At 47.8% G+C, this 18,872-nt stretch carries 18 protein-coding genes and 1 other RNA gene; 8 read left to right on the forward strand and 11 right to left on the reverse strand.

Annotated elements, in window-relative coordinates:
- Positions 1–17: 17 nt before the first annotated feature.
- On the reverse strand, positions 18–1,409 hold the full coding sequence (locus AC0MA3_RS19735; RefSeq protein WP_379153754.1) for an ammonium transporter: 1,392 nt from the start codon (positions 1,407–1,409) through the stop codon (positions 18–20).
- A gap of 583 nt (positions 1,410–1,992) precedes the next feature.
- On the opposite strand from AC0MA3_RS19735, the gene AC0MA3_RS19740 reads away from it, so the two are divergent.
- Both AC0MA3_RS19740 and AC0MA3_RS19745 read left to right on the forward strand, forming a co-directional pair.
- The gene (locus tag AC0MA3_RS19740; RefSeq protein WP_379154211.1) at positions 1,993–2,424 is read left to right on the forward strand and encodes a MerR family transcriptional regulator; all 432 of its coding nucleotides are present in this window, start codon (positions 1,993–1,995) and stop codon (positions 2,422–2,424) included.
- A 37-nt stretch (positions 2,425–2,461) separates the two neighbouring features.
- Positions 2,462–3,130, forward strand: coding sequence for a zinc metallopeptidase (locus AC0MA3_RS19745; protein ID WP_379153756.1), 669 nt, complete (start codon positions 2,462–2,464; stop codon positions 3,128–3,130).
- A 37-nt stretch (positions 3,131–3,167) separates the two neighbouring features.
- Here AC0MA3_RS19745 and gltC read toward each other — a convergent pair whose 3' ends face one another.
- Together gltC and AC0MA3_RS19755 are read right to left on the reverse strand one after the other, a co-directional pair.
- Complete coding sequence (gltC, locus tag AC0MA3_RS19750) at positions 3,168–4,082, reverse strand: glutamate biosynthesis transcriptional regulator GltC (RefSeq protein WP_474657431.1); 915 nt, start codon at positions 4,080–4,082, stop codon at positions 3,168–3,170.
- Positions 4,083–4,096: 14 nt separating this feature from the next.
- Complete coding sequence (locus tag AC0MA3_RS19755) at positions 4,097–4,723, reverse strand: rhomboid family intramembrane serine protease (protein ID WP_379153760.1); 627 nt, start codon at positions 4,721–4,723, stop codon at positions 4,097–4,099.
- A gap of 114 nt (positions 4,724–4,837) precedes the next feature.
- Between AC0MA3_RS19755 and tpx the strand changes: the two genes are divergently transcribed.
- A complete protein-coding gene (gene tpx / locus AC0MA3_RS19760) occupies positions 4,838–5,356 on the forward strand; it encodes a thiol peroxidase (RefSeq protein WP_379153762.1) in 519 nt (172 codons plus the stop codon).
- A gap of 155 nt (positions 5,357–5,511) precedes the next feature.
- On the opposite strand, the gene AC0MA3_RS19765 is transcribed toward tpx, so the two are convergent.
- From AC0MA3_RS19765 to AC0MA3_RS19775, 3 genes are all read right to left on the reverse strand, one after another.
- The gene (locus tag AC0MA3_RS19765) at positions 5,512–5,901 is read right to left on the reverse strand and encodes a DUF1499 domain-containing protein (RefSeq protein ID WP_379153764.1); all 390 of its coding nucleotides are present in this window, start codon (positions 5,899–5,901) and stop codon (positions 5,512–5,514) included.
- Between the two features lie 162 nt (positions 5,902–6,063).
- Positions 6,064–6,255: non-coding RNA, 6S RNA (gene ssrS, locus AC0MA3_RS19770), on the reverse strand.
- A 93-nt stretch (positions 6,256–6,348) separates the two neighbouring features.
- Complete coding sequence (locus tag AC0MA3_RS19775) at positions 6,349–7,173, reverse strand: YesL family protein (protein WP_379153766.1); 825 nt, start codon at positions 7,171–7,173, stop codon at positions 6,349–6,351.
- A 179-nt stretch (positions 7,174–7,352) separates the two neighbouring features.
- Between AC0MA3_RS19775 and AC0MA3_RS19780 the strand changes: the two genes are divergently transcribed.
- A complete protein-coding gene (locus AC0MA3_RS19780; protein WP_379153768.1) occupies positions 7,353–7,448 on the forward strand; it encodes a YjcZ family sporulation protein in 96 nt (31 codons plus the stop codon).
- Between the two features lie 175 nt (positions 7,449–7,623).
- On the opposite strand, the gene cshA is transcribed toward AC0MA3_RS19780, so the two are convergent.
- Positions 7,624–9,273 carry a degradosome RNA helicase CshA gene (cshA, locus tag AC0MA3_RS19785; protein WP_379153770.1) on the reverse strand — a complete coding sequence of 550 codons (1,650 nt, stop codon included), beginning with the start codon at positions 9,271–9,273 and terminating at the stop codon, positions 7,624–7,626.
- Positions 9,274–9,588: 315 nt separating this feature from the next.
- Here cshA and AC0MA3_RS19790 point away from each other — a divergent pair, with 315 nt between their 5' ends.
- The 4 genes from AC0MA3_RS19790 (at position 9,589) to AC0MA3_RS19805 (ending at position 13,815) form a co-directional block, all read left to right on the forward strand.
- The gene (locus tag AC0MA3_RS19790) at positions 9,589–10,416 is read left to right on the forward strand and encodes a YitT family protein (RefSeq protein ID WP_474657432.1); all 828 of its coding nucleotides are present in this window, start codon (positions 9,589–9,591) and stop codon (positions 10,414–10,416) included.
- Between the two features lie 173 nt (positions 10,417–10,589).
- The gene (locus AC0MA3_RS19795; protein ID WP_379153775.1) at positions 10,590–10,778 is read left to right on the forward strand and encodes a hypothetical protein; all 189 of its coding nucleotides are present in this window, start codon (positions 10,590–10,592) and stop codon (positions 10,776–10,778) included.
- Positions 10,779–11,068: 290 nt separating this feature from the next.
- Positions 11,069–12,319 (forward strand): putative glycoside hydrolase, encoded by a 1,251-nt coding sequence (locus AC0MA3_RS19800; protein WP_474657433.1) that lies wholly within the window; start codon positions 11,069–11,071, stop codon positions 12,317–12,319.
- Between the two features lie 125 nt (positions 12,320–12,444).
- On the forward strand, positions 12,445–13,815 hold the full coding sequence (locus AC0MA3_RS19805; RefSeq protein WP_474657434.1) for an MATE family efflux transporter: 1,371 nt from the start codon (positions 12,445–12,447) through the stop codon (positions 13,813–13,815).
- Positions 13,816–13,857: 42 nt separating this feature from the next.
- Here AC0MA3_RS19805 and AC0MA3_RS19810 read toward each other — a convergent pair whose 3' ends face one another.
- From AC0MA3_RS19810 to AC0MA3_RS19825, 4 genes are all read right to left on the reverse strand, one after another.
- On the reverse strand, positions 13,858–14,118 hold the full coding sequence (locus AC0MA3_RS19810; RefSeq protein WP_379153781.1) for a metal-sensitive transcriptional regulator: 261 nt from the start codon (positions 14,116–14,118) through the stop codon (positions 13,858–13,860).
- 14 nt (positions 14,119–14,132) lie between these two features.
- Positions 14,133–16,610 (reverse strand): CoA-disulfide reductase, encoded by a 2,478-nt coding sequence (locus AC0MA3_RS19815; protein WP_474657435.1) that lies wholly within the window; start codon positions 16,608–16,610, stop codon positions 14,133–14,135.
- 115 nt (positions 16,611–16,725) lie between these two features.
- Positions 16,726–17,697, reverse strand: coding sequence for a 6-phosphofructokinase (gene pfkA, locus AC0MA3_RS19820; RefSeq protein WP_379153785.1), 972 nt, complete (start codon positions 17,695–17,697; stop codon positions 16,726–16,728).
- Positions 17,698–17,761: 64 nt separating this feature from the next.
- Positions 17,762–18,844 (reverse strand): tetraprenyl-beta-curcumene synthase family protein, encoded by a 1,083-nt coding sequence (locus tag AC0MA3_RS19825; protein WP_379154213.1) that lies wholly within the window; start codon positions 18,842–18,844, stop codon positions 17,762–17,764.
- Positions 18,845–18,872: the final 28 nt, after the last annotated feature.

Raw genomic sequence — 18,872 nt, forward strand, 5'->3', positions numbered from 1 at the left:
ACAAGTGAATTTCTGAGTTATTTAAAGGTTTTGGATTCTGATTCTGCAATCAATTTCATTTGTTCCGGATAACCGTAAGTACCATGCTCACTGATATCCAGACCCATCAATTCCTCTTCCTCTGTAACGCGAAGTCCGATAGCCATCTTCATTACATACAGAATGATGAAGGACATTACAGCTACAAATACGAACGTACCCGCCACGCCGAGAATCTGTACCCCCAACTGGTGGAATCCACCACCGTAGAACAAGCCTGCTTTCCCTACCAGTGCACCTTTGGTAATCAGATCAGGTGCTGCGAAAAGACCTGTGGAAATCGCTCCCCACATCCCTGCAATACCATGGACGGAGAATGCATAGATTGGATCATCAAGTCCTGCGCGCTCCAGCCACTGTGAAGTCATGAATGTAAAAGCACCGGCGATGAAGCCAATTAGAATAGCCGCCCAAGGCTCAACATATGCGCAAGCACCAGTAATAGCAACCAGCGCAGCCAGTACCCCGTTAAGCATAGCCGGAATATCCGACTTTCCAAAATATAACCAAGATGCGATGAGAGCTGCCAGACCGCCTGCTGCTGCTGCAATATTAGTTGTCAATGCTACGTGTCCGAAGAAACCGCCCATAGGGGACAATGCGCTACCCGGATTAAATCCAAACCAGCCAAACCAGAGAATGATTACACCGAGTACAGTGAATACCTGGTTGTGTCCTGGGATAATCACCGGCTTACCTTCTTTGTTAAACTTGCCTAGACGAGGTTTAAGCAGGATGGTTGCGACAACAGCTGCAGTTGCACCTGTAAGATGGACTACTGTAGAACCTGCATAGTCCTGCATTCCCAGTTCTGCCAACCAGCCGCCGCCCCATACCCAGTGAGCGACAACGGGATAAATTAGTACAGAGAACAGAATTCCGAACACAATGTATACACTAAGTTTTGCGCGTTCCGCCATACCACCGGATACGATAGCCAGGGAAACTGCCGCGAACGCCATTTGGAAGAGGAACTTAACATTTAGGGTTACATCAGAGAAGGCAAGGGAATCAAACGATGCACCTTGAGTATCCCCACCGTACAGGAAACCCGTAGTTCCAAAGAAGCCATTACCGTTACCAAAGCCAAGGCCAAAGCCAAGAGCCCAGAAACACAAACTTGCAATGGCCAGTGTGAGCACCGTCTTCCCGGCAACATGACCAGCATTCTTCATCCGGACTGAACCGGCTTCAAGCATTGCAAATCCCGCTTGCATAAAGAATACCAGAATGAAGGCCAGGAAAGTAAACACCGTATCCAGTCCAATTTGTAAATCCGGTGCGGTCGGGCCATCAGCCGCGAATGCGCTAACTGGGTACACCATCAGTGTAATCATCGCCAGAAACATCATTATCATCTTTTTTCTCATTCTTTACCCCACTCCCCAATGTCATATTTTCTAACAAAGCGTGAAACTCTTAATGTCATTATAATCAGAAGTCAGGTAAATTGACAAGACTATTTTTTTGGATGTTTTATTTTATTTCGTGAACACTCAAATTTTCCTTGCAGATCAGCGCCTTTCCCTTTCTTTCAGGCAAATCCTTGAATTTCAAGGTTTCCAAAGAGGAATTTTATGATAACGGATACAGGAGGTCCAATACATTTGAATTCATCTGTATGTATTTTTATTGATCCATATACAGAATATATCTTAATTAAAACTCATTCCAAGCTTATTCGAATCCCACTTTTCACTAAACATAACATTACATGTTACTTATTAGAACTGAGAAATGAATTCTTCGTGATTCAATGCATAGACTTATTATGAGACGTACAACCAGGCATATATTGAGAAATCTACCAGTTACGGATACTTAAAGTAAGCGTGACGTTTGACTGTATAGTTTTTGTTTTGGTATCATTAACTATGTTCTATTATATAGAAAGAAAATTTAAAATTTAGAAGAACTGAAGTTCTTTTTATCGAGGTGAGAACCCATGGGGATATGACCCTTTACCGGATCGGCGAGCTGGCCAAAGCCGCCCACACCAGCGAACGGACGATTGATTATTATACGAAGCTGGGACTGATTGCACCGGAATCAAGAAGTGTTAAAAATTACCGGCTATACAGCCATGAAACCCTGATCGCTTTGGAACGTATTAATCAACTAAAGCGGGAGAAATATACATTGGACGAGATCAAGTCCATGATGAGCAAGTGGAATGAGGCTACACCTGAAAATGATGTTTCAGACCGGCTAGTCGAGCTTGAGATTCAAATGCAGCGCCTGGAGCGCGAGGTAAAAGCGCTCGAGCCCGTAATTAACGGTTTGAAGCCCGGGCAAGCCAGACGAGCACTTGCCGCACTCCTCCCACAAGGGGTTGCGTGCATGGAGGCGATCAAACTTCTGCTCACTCAGGGGCCGCCAATGTAAGCAAGCAGCTTAATACATTACTTCGGAGGAATGACATATGATGTATCTATTGGTAATAGTCGCTTTCCTATTTTCTTTATGGGCCCAGTTCCGTGTAAAGGGCAACTTCAATAAATGGGCCAAAGTAGCCAACACAAGCGGTATGACCGGCTATGATGCAGCACGTCGCATGCTTGATGCTAACGGGCTGGGTGATGTACCGATCGAACCCGTACGCGGTGCGCTATCTGACCACTATGACCCTATCCACCGGGTTGTCCGTTTGTCAGAGCCTGTATACTACGAGCGCTCCATAGCAGCCATTTCCGTGGCATGCCACGAGGTGGGTCATGCGATTCAGCATAAGGTTCATTATCCTATGCTTACACTGCGTCACCGGATGTTCCCGGTGGTCAACATTGCTTCGGGTATTGCGCCTTTTATGCTTCTCGCAGGTTTCTTGTTCAGTTCCTTTAACCTTATCGGTCTGGGCATCATATTCTTCTCCGCCGCTGTTGCCTTCCAGCTGGTAACGTTGCCTGTAGAATTCAACGCAAGCAACCGGGCACGCCAGGTCATGGTAGAGCAAGGATATATCCGTAATGAAGAAGAACGCGGTGTAGCCAAAGTACTGAACGCGGCAGCATTGACTTATGTGGCAGCTGCCCTCGTCTCCTTGCTTGAACTCCTGCGTCTGATCACAATGTTCCTTGGTAACCGTGACTAACCGTTGATTAACCCTATTCATAACAATACCCCGGAGGCTAGGAGCCTACCGGGGTATTGTTATTCCTGTTTCTGAAATAGGTTAGCAGAAAAGTCCGAAAGGACCGGGCTACCAGCGGAAGCTTCCCATCTGCGCGGTGTATAAGTCCTACCGTCCTTGTAATCACCGGGTCCACGACCCGCACCTGGGCGGGCTGCATCGGATTGGTCTGATATAGTGCCATCTCTGGCAGAAGACTCACTCCCATTCCCGCAGCAACCAACCCGCGGATCGTGTCTGTTTCCCCGCCCTCAAAAGCAATCTGCGGCTTGAATCCCGCCTGCAGACAAGCTTGCCATACAATAGGCCTCAGTGAGTATCCTTGACTGAACAGGACGAACTTTTCTTCCCGGAGCTGTTCCAGCCTGATCACTTCTTCCCCGGCAAGAGGATGGTTCTGGGGAAGGATGGCGAACAACTCCTCCGTCATGACAATATCCCCGGCCACATGACCGTCATCCTCTGGAAAAGGCGAGATAAAGGCCAGATCCACCTCTCCCGATATTACATCCTTAATCAAAGAAGGATATGCCCCTTGCTTAAACCTGAATTTCACATTCGGAAAATGCTTGCGGAATTCAGCAACAATGGTTGGTATTAAATGAGTGCCCAGGCTGTGGGGGAACCCGATACGGATCTCGCCGCGTTCCGGATCCAGAAATTCATGCACCTCTGCTACAGAACGCTCAAGCTCCTTTAACACGGACTCCACTCTTTTGCAAAAGAGCTGCCCCACCGGGGTCAACTGCAGGTTGCGGCCTTTTTGCATGAACAAGTCAACACCAAGCTCCTGCTCCAGCTGATGAATCTGGCGGCTGACTGCTGACTGGGCGACATGCAGTTCCTCCGCCGCTCTTGTTACATGTTCCTTCTGGGCCACCTTCAGAAAATATTGCAGCTGTCTGAGCTCCACTTGAGCACCTCCCGTTATCGTCGGCTTCTTTTAAAAATGCGAATAATGATGCCATAGAGGAAAAATCCGGCTGCAAGTCCACTGAGATGGGCCATCCAGTTCACATAGGGGGTTGCAAAGGACATAATGATCCCCATCACCAGCAGGCCGTACAGTGTCTTGCGTGAGTTCTCATCCATCATCCCCCTCTGCATAAGTGCAATATAGAGAAATGCGCCGTATATGGCGTAGATTGCCCCTGACGCTCCAACAGATACTGTAGCGACATCCACTACCGAGCGGCTACTGAACACAACAGACAGATAATTGGCGATATATCCTCCGGCCATATAGAGCAGTGCATAACGCCACCAGCCCATCAGGCGCTCAAGCGGCGGGGCAAAGACCAGAAGTGCAAAGCAGTTAAAGAACAAATGGGAGAACCCGTTATGCAAAAAGGTCGCTGTCACATAACGCCACATCTCCGCCTTTTCCGGCCCCGCATTTAAGGTCGCTCCATACTTCAAAAGCGTCTCCAGGTTGGTCGACCCGCCATTTGCCGTCAATACAATGAACATAAGGACATTCAACAGAATCAGAATACAGGTTACCGGATAATAACGGATGTAACCTTTCCACTTCTCATACCTTATGAAAATCATAGTACCACTCCTTATGTACATATTTGTCCTGGTTGGACATCGAGCTTCTAAAAAGATTATAATTTATTGTGGCAGTATGAATCCAATCATGCAATTCAAGGAGGAAACAAGGATATGACGCAAGAAAGAACAGGTGTAGCCACATTCAAGGGCAATCCCATTACTCTCGTAGGGCCTGAACTTAAAGCCGGAGATACCGCACCCGATTTTGTGGTAAGCAAGAATCTTTTGGAGGAGGCCTCCCTCAGCGATTATTCCGGTAAAATCAAGCTGATTAGCGTTGTGCCTTCTCTGGATACCGGAGTGTGCGATGCACAGACCCGCCGCTTCAACACTGAAGCCGCTGAGCTCGGTGATGATGTGGTCATTCTAACCATCAGCATGGACCTTCCGTTCGCCCAAGCCCGCTGGTGCGGTGCAGCCGGTATTGACCGTGTTGTAACACTGTCTGACCACAAAGAAGCCTCCTTTGGACAAGCCTATGGCGTGCTAATCAAGGAATTCCGTCTGGACATGCGTTCAATCTTTGTTATAGACCAAAACAATACCCTGACTTATGTAGAATACCTGACAGAAATGTCCGAGCATCCGAATTATGAAGCAGCCGTAGCTGCCGTAAAAACACTCCTGTAGTAGGAAAGTGTATCAAATCACATATAGCAAGAAGAAAAGCGGCAGAAGGTCATCCTTCTCCCGCTTTTTGTTTATGATCCAAATACGATAGTGGATTCAGGCAAAGCCCGAAACCGCATACAATCCTCGCACAGGTAAAATTCCATATCTTATGTTCAGTCGACTTTATATTTACCCAGCTTCTTGTCGAGTGTCTGGTATAAACGCTGAATAACACGGTAGTTGGCACCCAAATCGCCGAGCGATCCTCTGGATGCTGAATATATATCAACGGCACAGCGCACCGGAGAAGTATTCAGCACGGACACCGTGATATCAAGCGTCCGGCCAAAGCCCGTTCTTTTCTCGAGGGTAATTTCGCCTACTGACTGCACTTCATGTAAGACTTTGAAACCAGGAATCTTCTTTAGCGTAGACGATACTTCTTCCCACGCCTTGTCTCTTGAAAGAGTATAATAACGCGTCTTCAATGCCGGATCTTTTGCACGGTCGCTTGTTCCGTCATGACTGCGAAATAAACCGACCAAGGTTCTTTTCAACGACAAAATACTTCCCCCTCTTCAAATCCCAAGTTCATTATTCTAAGTGTAACATTCTTAACCCCGGAACAAAAGGGCTTAGCTCACTTTCCATTATTGCTCCTATACACAAAAAAGTACCCTGTATCCGCAACAAAGCGGTTAACAGGGCACCTTGTCAATAATAGTAGAAAACCCGCCTATGCCGTCCGGCTACAGTGTCTTCTGAACCTGCTAGAGCAGGTGGGTGACCGCAGAAGTCGTTTTTGAATTCCCCAAGTCGTATAGACAGGGCATTTCAGCTGCGCTTCATATAGATCTCCCAAGACATTATCATTGGTTCAAAACAACGAGCAACCGTAACGTACATCGCAGGAATTACCCTTATTATATTGCGTTTTGACGAAAATGTAAACCTGTATGCGCTTTATTTACTACTTCAATACAGTTTTCGAATATAAATCCCGGTATTTGTTAATCTTTTGTTAAATTCGTTTGAGAGCTATGGTCGTCCTCTTCTTCTTCATCCGGATCGCCTTCTGCCTCTTTCTCAGCTGCTTCCAGCGCCGCTAGCTCTTCTTCTTGTTTCTTCTTTTCTACCTGCTCTTGAAGCTTGTTGTAGGTAGCATAGAAATTAAAGAAGGCCAGCATAGATATCAGAGTCGGAATACAAAGGGCATAAAGCACTGTATACCGCAGACCTATGTAGACTAGAACCGCTGAGCCAATAAGTGTGGAGAACACACGGATCGGCCGTGCGATGGTCAGCAGAATTGAATTGGTCACCACTTCTTTGAAGGTCATCTGATAGTGAACCACAATGGAGAAGAAGTTAAACATAGAAACGAACAAAATAATCATCAGCACCAGCATGAGTATACCGACGATTCTAAAGTTGGCCATTTGCGTCATGTATACGGTCACATCTACGTACATAATGACAAACAGCAGGGTATAGATAGCCCCTCCAAACATGCTCTTCACATAATTTTCTTTGTATCCATGAAAAAAAGTGCGGAATGTGCTGACATCGGTGTTGCCCATAACCCATTTACGAACAACAGTAAACAGCGCTGCCGTTGCTGGAAATACGGTGAAAGGCGCCAAAACCCCCAGTGCCCAGTTGAGTGTGATCTGTTCATTGGGCCCCCCTGCACCTGAACCCAGCATAATCATCTTTGTTACTGCGATGAACAGAAACGGAATCGAACATAACGCCCACAAAATATTACTGAAGGCGATACGTGTAATCCACTCCGTGATGCGGTATAAACCACCCATTGCTCCCTTAAACTCCAATTTCCTTCCTCCTGTCTGTCTCGCGCATACTGCGTATCTTAACTATACCTTATTTGACCTGAACTTTTCCAGCGCCCAAGTTGGAGATTGTGGGTTTATGTCTATACATCTTTGGCGGAGAGTCCATATATTAGAAACGTAACCACACCATTCACCAAATTTTGAAGGAGGTTGACAACATGTCCGCATCTGGCTGCTACAATCCCTGGACTTCCACCGGCACCATTCTAGTACTGTTCATCCTGCTTGTTATTATTACCCGTACTTTTGTATAACAGTGCAGAGCCGTTTGACCGCCCCTTTCTAAGCGGCGCCATCCGTTTCAGCGAGAAATAGTATTAGGATTGTGTTGAGAGAAAGAAATATGACCTTGCTCTATGCAAAAAAAGAAGACGAGAGCCGTCAGAACGGCTTCTCGTCTTCTTGTGTCATCAGGCATGCTGATTCATATTAAATATCGTAGTCTTCGCGTTTAGCCGGGCGTGTACTAGTGCTGCTTGGACGTGTGGATGGCTTGCGGTCACCACTGCGTCCAGCGCCTGCATCACGGCTTGCGCCGGAATCACGGTTACCTTTGTAGCCGCCGCCATATCCGCCTGTGCTATTGCTGCCGTAACCGCTGCTATAACCACCACGGCTGCTACTGCTTCCGCCGCTTGCATTATCGCGGTTGCCACGGTATCCTCCGCCTGAACCAGAACCAGTGCGGTTGCCACCATAACCACCGTTAGGCTTGCGTCCGCTGCGGATATCATTTTTACCGCCGCGGCGTTTAGCGCGGATTGGATCTTCCGGTGTCAATTCAATCTGAGCATCCTTGGTGTCCCCGGTAAGCAGCTTCATCGCTGCTGACAGCAGCTGAACTGAATCGTATTGCTCCAGAAGCTGGATAGCAATCCCTTTGTATTCATTCAGCTCACTGCCCTCTTCAACCATAGCCAGCAAACGTTCAGCTGTAATCCGTTGTTTGCCTTCGATAGCCTCAGCCATTGTAGGAAGTGGTTTGCGGGTAATACGGTGACGGGTAACTCGCTCGATCAAATGCAGGTGATCCATCTCGCGTGGTGTCACGAAAGACCATGCAGTACCCTCTTTACCGGCACGACCTGTACGGCCGATACGGTGCACATAGCTCTCAGGGTCCTGAGGAAGGTCAAAGTTGATAACATGAGTCACACCGGAAACGTCGAGACCGCGTGCTGCTACGTCGGTAGCTACAAGCACATCGATGCTGCCGTCACGGAATTTGCGCATTACTGCATCACGCTGATTCTGGGACAAGTCACCATGAAGACCATCAGCGGAGTAGCCGCGTTTCTGAAGCCCTTCAGCCAATTCGTCTACCCGGCGTTTGGTACGTCCGAATACGATGGCCAAATCAGGAGATTCCATGTCGATAAGACGGCTCAACGCTTCAAACTTCTGGCGCTCAGGAACTTCAATATAAGCTTGATCAATCAAAGGTGCACTGATTTGCTTAGGAATAACCGAAACATGCTGCGGATTCTTCAAGAACTGCTGGGCAAGACGTTGAATGTTAGGGGGCATTGTTGCTGAGAACAGCATGGTTTGGCGTTCTTCCGGTACAAGTTTGAGGATCGATTGAATATCCTCCATGAATCCCATATCCAGCATTTCATCCGCTTCATCGAGGACAATGGTTTGAACATCATCAAGACGGATGGTTTTGCGGTTAATGTGGTCCAAGAGACGTCCTGGAGTACCGATGATAATTTGCGGTTTCTTCTTCAGTCCGCGGATCTGACGGCCGATATCCTGTCCGCCGTATATGGCCAGCGAACGAAGACCTTTGAAGCGGGTCAGTTTGCCGATTTCTTCGGCGACCTGAATAGCAAGCTCACGGGTCGGTGTCATTATAAGAGCTACAATCTTCTCTTCTTCACGGGCAATCTTGGAAATGAGGGGAATACCGAAAGCAGCTGTTTTACCAGTACCTGTCTGTGCCTGGCCGATTAGGTCAGATCCTGCCATCGCAATCGGAATAGCCTGCTCCTGAATGGGTGTAGATTCCTCAAATCCTAGCTCTGTGATTGCTTGCAGCACTTTTGGCTCCAAGCCGAATTCAGCGAATGTTTTCAAATTATTCATGCTCCTTCTATACAGTGGACATTCCACATGCTTGTCTGTATTCTTAAGTAGCGGTAAACACATTTATAGGCTGTCCAATCATGCCGGATTTTCTGCATGGTTTAGCTCGCATTGGGACCAAAAGATGTCCTGATCAGGCTAGATGAATATGCCTGAACAATCGTGTATTGCACTTTAAGCAATGCAAAAACACCATTGTAACGTCCTACTCAAGAATATCCTATACATTATATCACAAACCCGATCAGGAATACCAGTGTATTCCTTTCTTTCATTACTTACATTACACACCAGAGGTGAATTTGCTTGCCAAGATTAAAACAAATCGGGAATTACCTTGCAATTATCTTCGGGTCAGCGATGATTGCATGCGGCTTTAACCTGTTTTTAATTCCCCACCGATTGCTGAGCGGAGGAGTTTCCGGTCTGGCCATGCTGGTCGGATACTTTACTCCATTCAACATCAGCTTGATGTATCTGTTATTCAATGTACCTTTGCTGGTAGCGGGCTGGTTTCAACTCGGCCGAAGATTTATTGTTCTGAGCATCCTGTCAGTAGGAGCTACTACCTGGCTTATGGCGTTAATCCCTGTGACTCCTGTAGCTTCTGATATGTTGCTGGCTTCCGTGTTTGGTGGAGTGCTGGTTGGCGTTGGCGCAGGCGTTTCCTTCCGGGTAGGCGGTTCTTCAGGGGGCTTCGATATTCTGGGCTCCATAATCATAAGGCACCGCGATTTCCCCATTGGCAATGTGCTTGTGGGACTCAACGGTCTTGTTATTCTCACCGCAGCCTATTTTGACAACAATTGGAATTTGGCGCTGGCGTCTATGGTTTCTATTTACGTATCTGGTAAGGTCGTAGATCTGATTCACGTCAGCCACATTAAAGTAACGGTATATATTGTAACCACACGTACCGACGAACTGCTTCAACAGCTCCTCGGACTGCAGCGGGGGGTGACAAAGATTAAAACTGAAGGTGCTTATTCTCATGTGGAACGGGATATGCTAATGACAGTGACTACACGGTACGAGCTCGCTGAACTGAAGCGGATTATCAAAAATACTGACCCGCAGGCTTTTGTAAACATCGTTGAAACGGTGGGTGTTATGGGTTCGTTCCGCAAAAGATAGGCTCAAAAAAAATGCGCATGCTTAAAAATTATGATATATTAGACACACGCAGGACCTTACAAATTTCATGAAGATTGTGATTTACCCTCTTTTTTCCTGGCACTTCGTTTTCCGATGAACCCTGAATTTCAATTCAGCACTATTCGAAAAAGGAAAGGGTGATTGTTGTGGAAATGGAAACGGTAAAACTGTCAGCAATCGTCATGAGATGGTATCCGGATATGATACCTTTTCTGAAGCAGGATGAATTGAACTCCGTGATTGTTCTGCGTGACGGTCTGAGTATTCTGGAACCGGAAGATGCCATGGAGATTATCCATTACAGCATTTACGAGCATCAGAATACTGCGTATCTTCAATAAGCTCAATAAGCACAATGTTTGGGAATCAGTTTCAATAGTTGCCGCTTTGGATTCGGCCACATGCCGGACCCAAGCGGCATTTACTTTTTAAGGCTGAAAGCACGTCCGGTGGAGGCCGGTGAATCCAGTCTGATTATTTGCAAGGTTTAAAATCTGTACATCCCGTTTATAAACAACAAGAGCGGTTTTTATGCGGACAAAATTACGTGGATTGTTACAAGTCTGTTCTTTTTGGACGCTGCCGTTCCTTTATACTTTAATGGAATGTACATAAAGGGAGAGAATAACAAATGAATATCACCTGGGCACTACTGATGATGGCTCTGGGAAGCGTCGGTGTGCAGTCTAATTCACACGAAGCAGACGTTGCTGCCGCACTGCAATCTGCCATGAACCCATCCATCGCCGCACAACACACAGCAAATCCTGACACTCCAAAGAATACTGCGGGAGGCAGTGGAGCCACACCTGCTCCAAGTGCTTCGCCGGGTGCCGAAGCTTCTCCGGGTGCTACAGACACCGCTCTTTTAGCCGATCCGCAGCCAGATGCCCCCAAGATCAAAGGCATATATGTAACAGCTTATAGCGCTGGTGGATCGCGGATGGAAACCCTGCTCAACTTGCTTGATAAAACCGAGCTAAATTCCATGGTTATTGATATTAAGGACGACGCAGGATACATCACATATAAAACAGATAACGCTGAGCTTCAGCAAATGGGCCATCCCCAGCCGTTCATTGGTGACATTAACAAACTAATGGCGCGATTAAAGAAGCATGATGTCTATCCTATTGCCCGGATTGTTGTTTTTAAGGATTCCGTGCTCGCCAAGAAAAAACCTGAGATGTCCTTCGTAAAAGCCGATGGTTCCGTGTGGACCAATAAAGGCGGAGATAGCTTCGTGAACCCGTATAACCGGGATGTATGGAAATACAACGTGGATATCGCCAAAGAGGCTGCCAAAATCGGCTTTAAAGAAATCCAATTCGATTATGTACGTTTTCCTGAAGGCTTCGAAAAACGTGCAGATACACTCAAATACACCAAAAGCGACCGTCCGCGGGTTGAGATCATTTCAGATTTTGTGAGATATGCCAAATCAGAGCTAGGGCCTCTCGGTGTCCGCGTATCGGTTGATATTTTTGGCTATGCGGCCTCTGTGCCTGCTGCAGAAGGCATCGGCCAAGACTTTGTAAGGATCTCCAAGAACGTCGATGTTATCAGCCCAATGGTGTATCCAAGCCATTACTCAACAGGCTGGTTTGATGTAAAAGATCCGGATAAGAACCCTTACGCTACAATCAAAGGTTCCATGGTGGATACACATAAAAAACTTGATCCCCTTGGAAGCTACAAACCAGTTATCCGCCCCTGGATTCAGGATTTCACCGCAAGCTGGCTCGGAAGCGGACATTATGTTAAATATGGTAAACAACAGGTTGAAGACCAAATTCGTGCCCTAAAGGAAATGAAGGTCGACGAATTCCTGCTCTGGAATGCCAACAACCGTTATACTTCAGGTGTAGATTACGAAAAATAAGTAAACAGCTTCCTGCCATTTTCGAATATTAATTCAACATGCATCCATTAAAGACCCCACATTGTGGGGTCATTTTACTGGGATCCGTCCCGATATTTATTAAAGAATGATGAGGCTTAAGTACAATGATCCCAACAAATTCATTAAAGCAAAAAGCTAGACAATTCCTCTATATTTTATTCCCTATCCTTATTACACAGGTCGCCTTATCCGCCATTACTTTTTTCGATACGAATATGTCCGGCAAATATGGTACGAATGACTTGGCTGGTGTTGCCATAGGAACAAGCCTGTGGATTCCTATTCAAACCGGGCTCAGCGGCATCCTCATGGGGATTACCCCCATAGTATCTCATTTGATTGGAAGCAAAAAAGATAAGGATGTGGCTTATCAGGTTACTCAAGGCATGTGGCTGTCGCTGCTCATATCGCTGCTGGTTCTGATACTCGGCGCCTTCGCCCTTTCACCGGTACTTGACTTTATGAATCTGGAACCACAGGTGCGAGATATCGCTTTCCGTTTCCTCTGCGCCATCTCGGTAGGAATCATTCCGCTGTTTGGATACACCGTTATACGCAGCTGTATTGATGCTCTCGGTCAGACACGGGTCTCTATGTTCATCACACTGATTGCACTGCCGGTCAATGTAGGCCTCAACTATCTCTTAATCTTCGGGAAATTCGGATTCCCCCGTCTTGGAGGTGTGGGTGCAGGGGTCGCCTCAGCCATAACCTATTGGGTGATCTTCGCTATCTCCCTGCTCTTCGTCTACCGGACCGAGCCCTTCCGAGGCCTGCGATTATTCCGGAGCTTCTACTCCATGTCCCGGCGGAGCTTCAAAGAGCTGCTTAAGATCGGCGTGCCTATTGGCTTCTCCATTTTCTTTGAGACGGCTGTCTTCTCTGCTGTAACCCTTCTAATGAGCAGATTCGATACCGTCACCATTGCCGCCCACCAAGCGGCCATTAATTTCGCTTCCACACTGTATATGATTCCGCTGAGCATTTGCATGAGCCTTACGATCCTCGTTGGCTTCGAGAGCGGGTCCGGCAGATTGAAGGATGCCCGTCAATACGGAATAATGGGCATCGGGACTGCCGCTATTCTCTCTATGGTTACAGCTCTCGTGCTGCTGTTCGCAGGCAATCATGTTGCCGGCTTGTACTCAGATGAGCCAGAGGTGATTTCACTCATCCAGCATTTTTTAATTTACGCCATTTTCTTTCAGATATCTGATGCCATTGCCACTCCTACACAGGGGGTTCTTCGGGGCTACAAGGATGTGAACCCGGCATTTATTATCTGTTTTATCGCCTATTGGGTAATCGGCCTACCCACCGGGTATCTGTTAGCAACCTATACACACTTAGGTGCATACGGTTATTGGATCGGACTGATCACCGGGCTTGCCATAGGGGCTATCCTCCTGCTGTCCCGTCTTGTCAAAATACAGCGCAAGTACGGACAGACCCACGCAAAAACTGCCCGGATATAATAAAAGAACAGCGCGGATATACTCCCGCAGCTGTTCTTTTTGTTAGCGGCTTTTCACGATAAGCTCTACCGCATCCTGAATGACTTGATTGGGAGAATTCCCTTGCTCCAGTTCCTCCTGGATACAATGCTCCAGATTGGCCCCAATGACGGCACCTGCCGTTCGGTCCACTGCGGTTCTTATTGCCGTCAACTGAATAACAATCTCCCTGCAGTCTTGTCCTTCTTCAAGCATACTTAACACGCCCCGCACTTGTCCTTCAATCCGTTTGAGTCTATTCTTGATCGCTTTATCGTATTCCATTAGTAACACTTCCTTTAGATGAACAAATTGACACCCGAATCCTCAGCAGCCCCTAAATAACTGGCGACACCGCCAAATTCCACGCCTGCTATTAATTCCTCCTGCTTGATTCCCATAATATCCATACTCATTGTACATGCCATTAGCTTTACACCCGCATGGATTGCACCCGACATCAGCTGTTCAAGAGAGTCCACATTTTTTCGTTTCATGGTGTGCCGGATCAATTTTGCACCCAATCCCCCCATATTCATTTTGGACAAGGATAATTTGCGGGTACCTTGGGGCATCATCATGCCAAACATCTTGTCGAGTCCCTTTTTCTGAACCGCCGGAGCCTGCTCTCGGCGTAGCAGATTCAATCCCCAAAAGGTGAAAAACATGGTAACTTGCTTGCCCATTGCAGCTGCACCTGAGGCAATAATAAAGGAAGCAATCGCCTTGTCCAGATCGCCGCTGAACACAACCATAGTCGTTCCTTCCTTCTCCACAGGAGAAGGCAAGAAGCCGCTGTTCCCTTCTGGCTTCTGTATTCCTTTGCGCACAATGGCCTGAACCTTACCCGTTGAGACATCCAGGGATTCCAGTGTATTCTGCGTCTTGAGACACCACTGCCGGATATCCGGGCCAAAGCCGAAATCAGTTGCAACAATTTCAAGTAGCTGTCCTTCTTTCATGGACTTCACTGTCTCGTATACTTTGAGTATAGGGCCGGGACACTGCAATCCGCAAGCATCCAGCATAATTCGCTGTTCAGCGGTAACAGGATTTGCTTGATCCGCAACTTCAGGCACTGTAATAACTGTCTCAGTTGCCATCTTATCTCCTTGTAGATCGTCACTGCCTTCCCTGACCATAACAGCGTAGGTTTTATATCCGCCGTCAACATTCTTCACGTCGAATCCGTGCTGCATCAGCATCCTGGCAGCAATGTAACCTCTAAGACCGACTTGACAGGATACCGCAATCTTAATATCTGAAGGAATTTCCGCCAGGCGGGTTCTCAGCTCGGGAAGCGGGATGTTGATGGACCCGGGGATAAATCCGGCAAGACGCTCCACCTCATCTCTGACGTCGATAATAAGTCCTCCTGTCCGGGAGAAATCATCCACCTCGTGCCATTGAAGGTTCTTCACCATACCATCCATAACATTAGAAGCAACATAACCGGCCATATTGACAGGGTCTTTCGCCGAAGAATACGGTGGCGCGTAGGCCAGCTCTATATCCGCCAGTTCGTCTGCCTTGAGATTCCCACGGATGGCGGTGGCAATCACATCTATCCGTTTGTCGGCACCATCGCTTCCTACTGCCTGAGCACCATATATTTCTCCTGTGTGCGGGTTGAACAGCAGCTTAATAGCAATAGGGGCTGCATCAGGATAATAACCTGCATGTGAATTCGGATGAATGTGGATGGCCTCATAGGGTACACCTAGAGATTTCAGTGTTTTCTCGTTGTTCCCGGTAAGGGCTGAGGTTAAGCCAAAGGTTTTGATAATCGCTGTGCCCAGCGCACCTTCATAAGCAATAGCCCGGCCATTGATATGATCTGCGGCAAGACGGCCCTGACGGTTAGCTCCCCAAGCCAGAGATACCATCGTTTCGAATCCTTGAACCTTATCCCTCACTTCAATAACATCTCCGACTGCGTAGATTGCAGGATCGCTTGTCTGCAGTGTAGTGTTAACTTTCACAGCTCCCCGGACTCCCAGTTCCAGTCCACTATTTCTAGCCAGCTCATTCTCCGGTGTAACTCCAATGGCCAAAATAATCATATCTGTAGCCAGCGTTAATCCGGATGCGAGCTGTAGGGATCGGCCTCCCTCCGTAATCGCCTCCACACCTTCATTCAACCTGAATTCCACTCCGTTCAGGCGCATGTGTTCTTCTACCGGTTTTGCCATTTCGGGATCGAGCGGGTTCAGTATCTGAGTTCCCCGGTCAATAACCGTCACTTCAAGCCCGCGCTCCCGCAGATTCTCCGCCATTTCCAGTCCGATAAATCCCGCACCAATGACTGTTGCATGCTTCGGATGCTGATGATCGACATATGCCTTGATCCGGTCTGTATCCGGAATGTTTCTCAGCGTGAACAGATTATCCGCACTGGTAATCCCCGGAATTGGGGGAACAATCGGTCTTGCACCCGGAGACAGAATTACAATATCGTAAGGAATTTGAACAACTTCACCTGTAATTACATTACGGGAAACAACTTGCTTGCTCTCACGATCAATAGCTGTAACCTCAGTAAATGTCCTTACATCTATATTAAATCTTTGCTGTATCCCCTTCGGAGTCTGCAGGAACAACTTCTCCCGGGAGTCTATGGTTTCTCCAATGTAATAAGGGAGGCCGCAATTGGCAAAAGAAACATGCTCTCCCCGTTCCACCAGGATAATCTCATCAAGTTCATTTAATCTCCGCAGACGTGCAGCTGCTGAAGCACCACCCGCCACACCGCCAACAATTACAATTCTCTTGCTCATTCTTATTTTGCCCCCTTGTTTATACCCTATAGGGTATATATTATACAGTAGGGGGTATGTAGTCAAGAAAAAAGACCGCCATTCATGGCGGTCGTATCGAAGCACAATTTTTATTTTATTGAGAAAGGCGGGAAGCCAGCTCGTAAAGCTCAACATCAAAGTCTTTTTTGGTATTAACCACCAGATCAATGTCAGTAAGTGTCAGCTCGCCTTTGATAATACCGCAAGCTTTGTCAGAGTGACCTTCGAGCAAGGACCGCACAGCAAAGTCACCCAAACGGCTGGCCAGATTCCGGTCTCCTGGAGTGGGAGTACCTCCACGCTGAATATGTCCAAGAACGGTAACGCGAGCGTCCAGGGAGGCGTGACGGTCTTTCAGCGCTTGAGCCACATCTTCACCCTTGCCTACCCCTTCAGCGACGATTACGATACTGTGGCGTTTGCCACGGGCAAAGTTATCGCGCATCCGGTCAGCTACCTCGTTAAGATCATAAGGCATTTCAGGCACCAGAATCGTCTCGGCTCCGGAAGCAAGACCGGCGTGAAGCGCAATGTCTCCGCAGTGGCGGCCCATAACTTCCACGATGGATGAACGCTCATGCGAGGACATCGTGTCACGGAGCTTATTGATGGCATCAACTACAACACCTACCGCAGTATCAAAGCCAATAGTGTAGTCAGTGAACGATATATCGTTATCGATGGTACCAGGCAGAGCCATGGTATTAATACCAAGCTTGCTGAGTTTGTTAGCTCCCTTATATGAGCCGTCTCCGCCGACTACGACCAATCCGTCGATTCCCATCTCATTCAGAATATCAGCACCCTTTTGCTGTCCTTCAGGAGTCACAAACTCGAGACAGCGGGCCGATTGGAGAATAGTGCCTCCACGCTGGATGATATCACCGACACTGCGCAGATCCATAGGGAAAATGTCGCGGTTTAGCAACCCCTGATATCCACGCTGAATTCCGAACACTTCAATGCCATAGTAGATTGCGCTGCGCACTACTGCGCGAACCGCGGCATTCATGCCCTGGGAATCTCCACCACTGGTTAATACTGCGATTTTTTTTACGTTTGCCATCCTGTTAGTTCCTCCTTAAAATTGTGCGGAGCCCGTTCTTGAACAGAATTACGCCCCACAGCCTCTAATACATATGTCTGCGTATCCAGCGGCTGTTCACGAAGAAGAATAATCTTGTCAGAGGACTTCTTCTCATCAGACGCCTGGATACCGAGCGAACCTCCCGCTGTTCGCTAACTTTCGGATCGGATAAATAAAGTGCCAGCAAGCCTTCGATGACCATACGATGCATTGAGGTCTCGGGTAGATTCCGGACATCCCTGCGGGCCCACTCCACAATGGAGGCGATCCGGTTCAGCATGGTATCGGTATTGTCATAATAATTGCAGAAGTTGAGATCCCCGCCAGCCCGGTCTTCATCCTGATCAATCAGGTAATCCAGCAGAATGTGCAAACCGCATAAATGTGGAAAGTACGCTGCCCGGATCGAAGCCGCTGCTGATGTGCTCAGCTTGGGATCGCACGAAGCCAGAAACAACATAAACACACCCAAGGTAGAGCCTGTTGCTGCCGCAAATTCATTCCACTGCAAATGCGGAGCCCGTTTTCCTTCCACCTCCCACCATTCCTTCAGGGCAGCCTCCCTGAGATCGGGGCGAATGTGCTTATAAACCTGCAAATCCGTATACAGCACAGCCAGACCATGTACTTCTTCAGCTGCCGCAGCATAGCCTGGCAACAGGGACGTCATCTCCTGGCATTTACGGACGAGCCTGTGAAGATATCCTCCGTCGTTCTGCTCACTGCGAAGTGCATAGTAATTACCAAGCTCAGCCTTGGGGTTAATGGCGTCCAGCATGGACTGATGCAGCAGCCTGAAGTCGGCGGGATCAAGAGAAGTACTGCGGTCACACAGGTTGTCCAAATAATCACTGATCGTCTGATAAGCAACAATAAGCGGAATCAGTATATGTCTCATCGACAAATTGCCGGCGGCATATATTCCGCCACCCTGGCAGTGAAACTCTTTGGTCTCAATGCTGGCAAGCGCTTGCTTCCGTAGCTCGGGATCGGGAATCCCTTCTGCATCCTGGCGCCAGAAATGGAGACATTCCGCCACTTCCGGCAGCACGTACTTGTAGACCCTGCTCATCAGCCCTATGGGGCCACGAGGGCTAAGGTAACGGCCTTGCTCAAATTCATTCAATGACAGTGCCTCCACATTGTTGTCTCCT

It is taken from the genome of Paenibacillus sp. LS-5 (assembly GCF_056121505.1).

Excerpts from the sequence above, each read along its gene's own strand:
- AC0MA3_RS19740 (WP_379154211.1), top strand. The coding sequence starts at position 1,993 with ATGACCCTTTACCGGATCGGCGAGCTGGCCAAAGCCGCCCACACCAGC.
- AC0MA3_RS19800 (WP_474657433.1), top strand. The coding sequence starts at position 11,069 with ATGAATATCACCTGGGCACTACTGATGATGGCTCTGGGAAGCGTCGGT.
- tpx (WP_379153762.1), top strand. The coding sequence starts at position 4,838 with ATGACGCAAGAAAGAACAGGTGTAGCCACATTCAAGGGCAATCCCATT.
- AC0MA3_RS19735 (WP_379153754.1), bottom strand. The coding sequence starts at position 1,409 with ATGAGAAAAAAGATGATAATGATGTTTCTGGCGATGATTACACTGATG.
- AC0MA3_RS19795 (WP_379153775.1), top strand. The coding sequence starts at position 10,590 with ATGGAAACGGTAAAACTGTCAGCAATCGTCATGAGATGGTATCCGGAT.
- AC0MA3_RS19745 (WP_379153756.1), top strand. The coding sequence starts at position 2,462 with ATGATGTATCTATTGGTAATAGTCGCTTTCCTATTTTCTTTATGGGCC.
- AC0MA3_RS19755 (WP_379153760.1), bottom strand. The coding sequence starts at position 4,723 with ATGATTTTCATAAGGTATGAGAAGTGGAAAGGTTACATCCGTTATTAT.
- pfkA (WP_379153785.1), bottom strand. The coding sequence starts at position 17,697 with ATGGCAAACGTAAAAAAAATCGCAGTATTAACCAGTGGTGGAGATTCC.
- AC0MA3_RS19815 (WP_474657435.1), bottom strand. The coding sequence starts at position 16,610 with ATGAGCAAGAGAATTGTAATTGTTGGCGGTGTGGCGGGTGGTGCTTCA.
- AC0MA3_RS19780 (WP_379153768.1), top strand. The coding sequence starts at position 7,353 with ATGTCCGCATCTGGCTGCTACAATCCCTGGACTTCCACCGGCACCATT.
- AC0MA3_RS19805 (WP_474657434.1), top strand. The coding sequence starts at position 12,445 with ATGATCCCAACAAATTCATTAAAGCAAAAAGCTAGACAATTCCTCTAT.
- AC0MA3_RS19810 (WP_379153781.1), bottom strand. The coding sequence starts at position 14,118 with ATGGAATACGATAAAGCGATCAAGAATAGACTCAAACGGATTGAAGGA.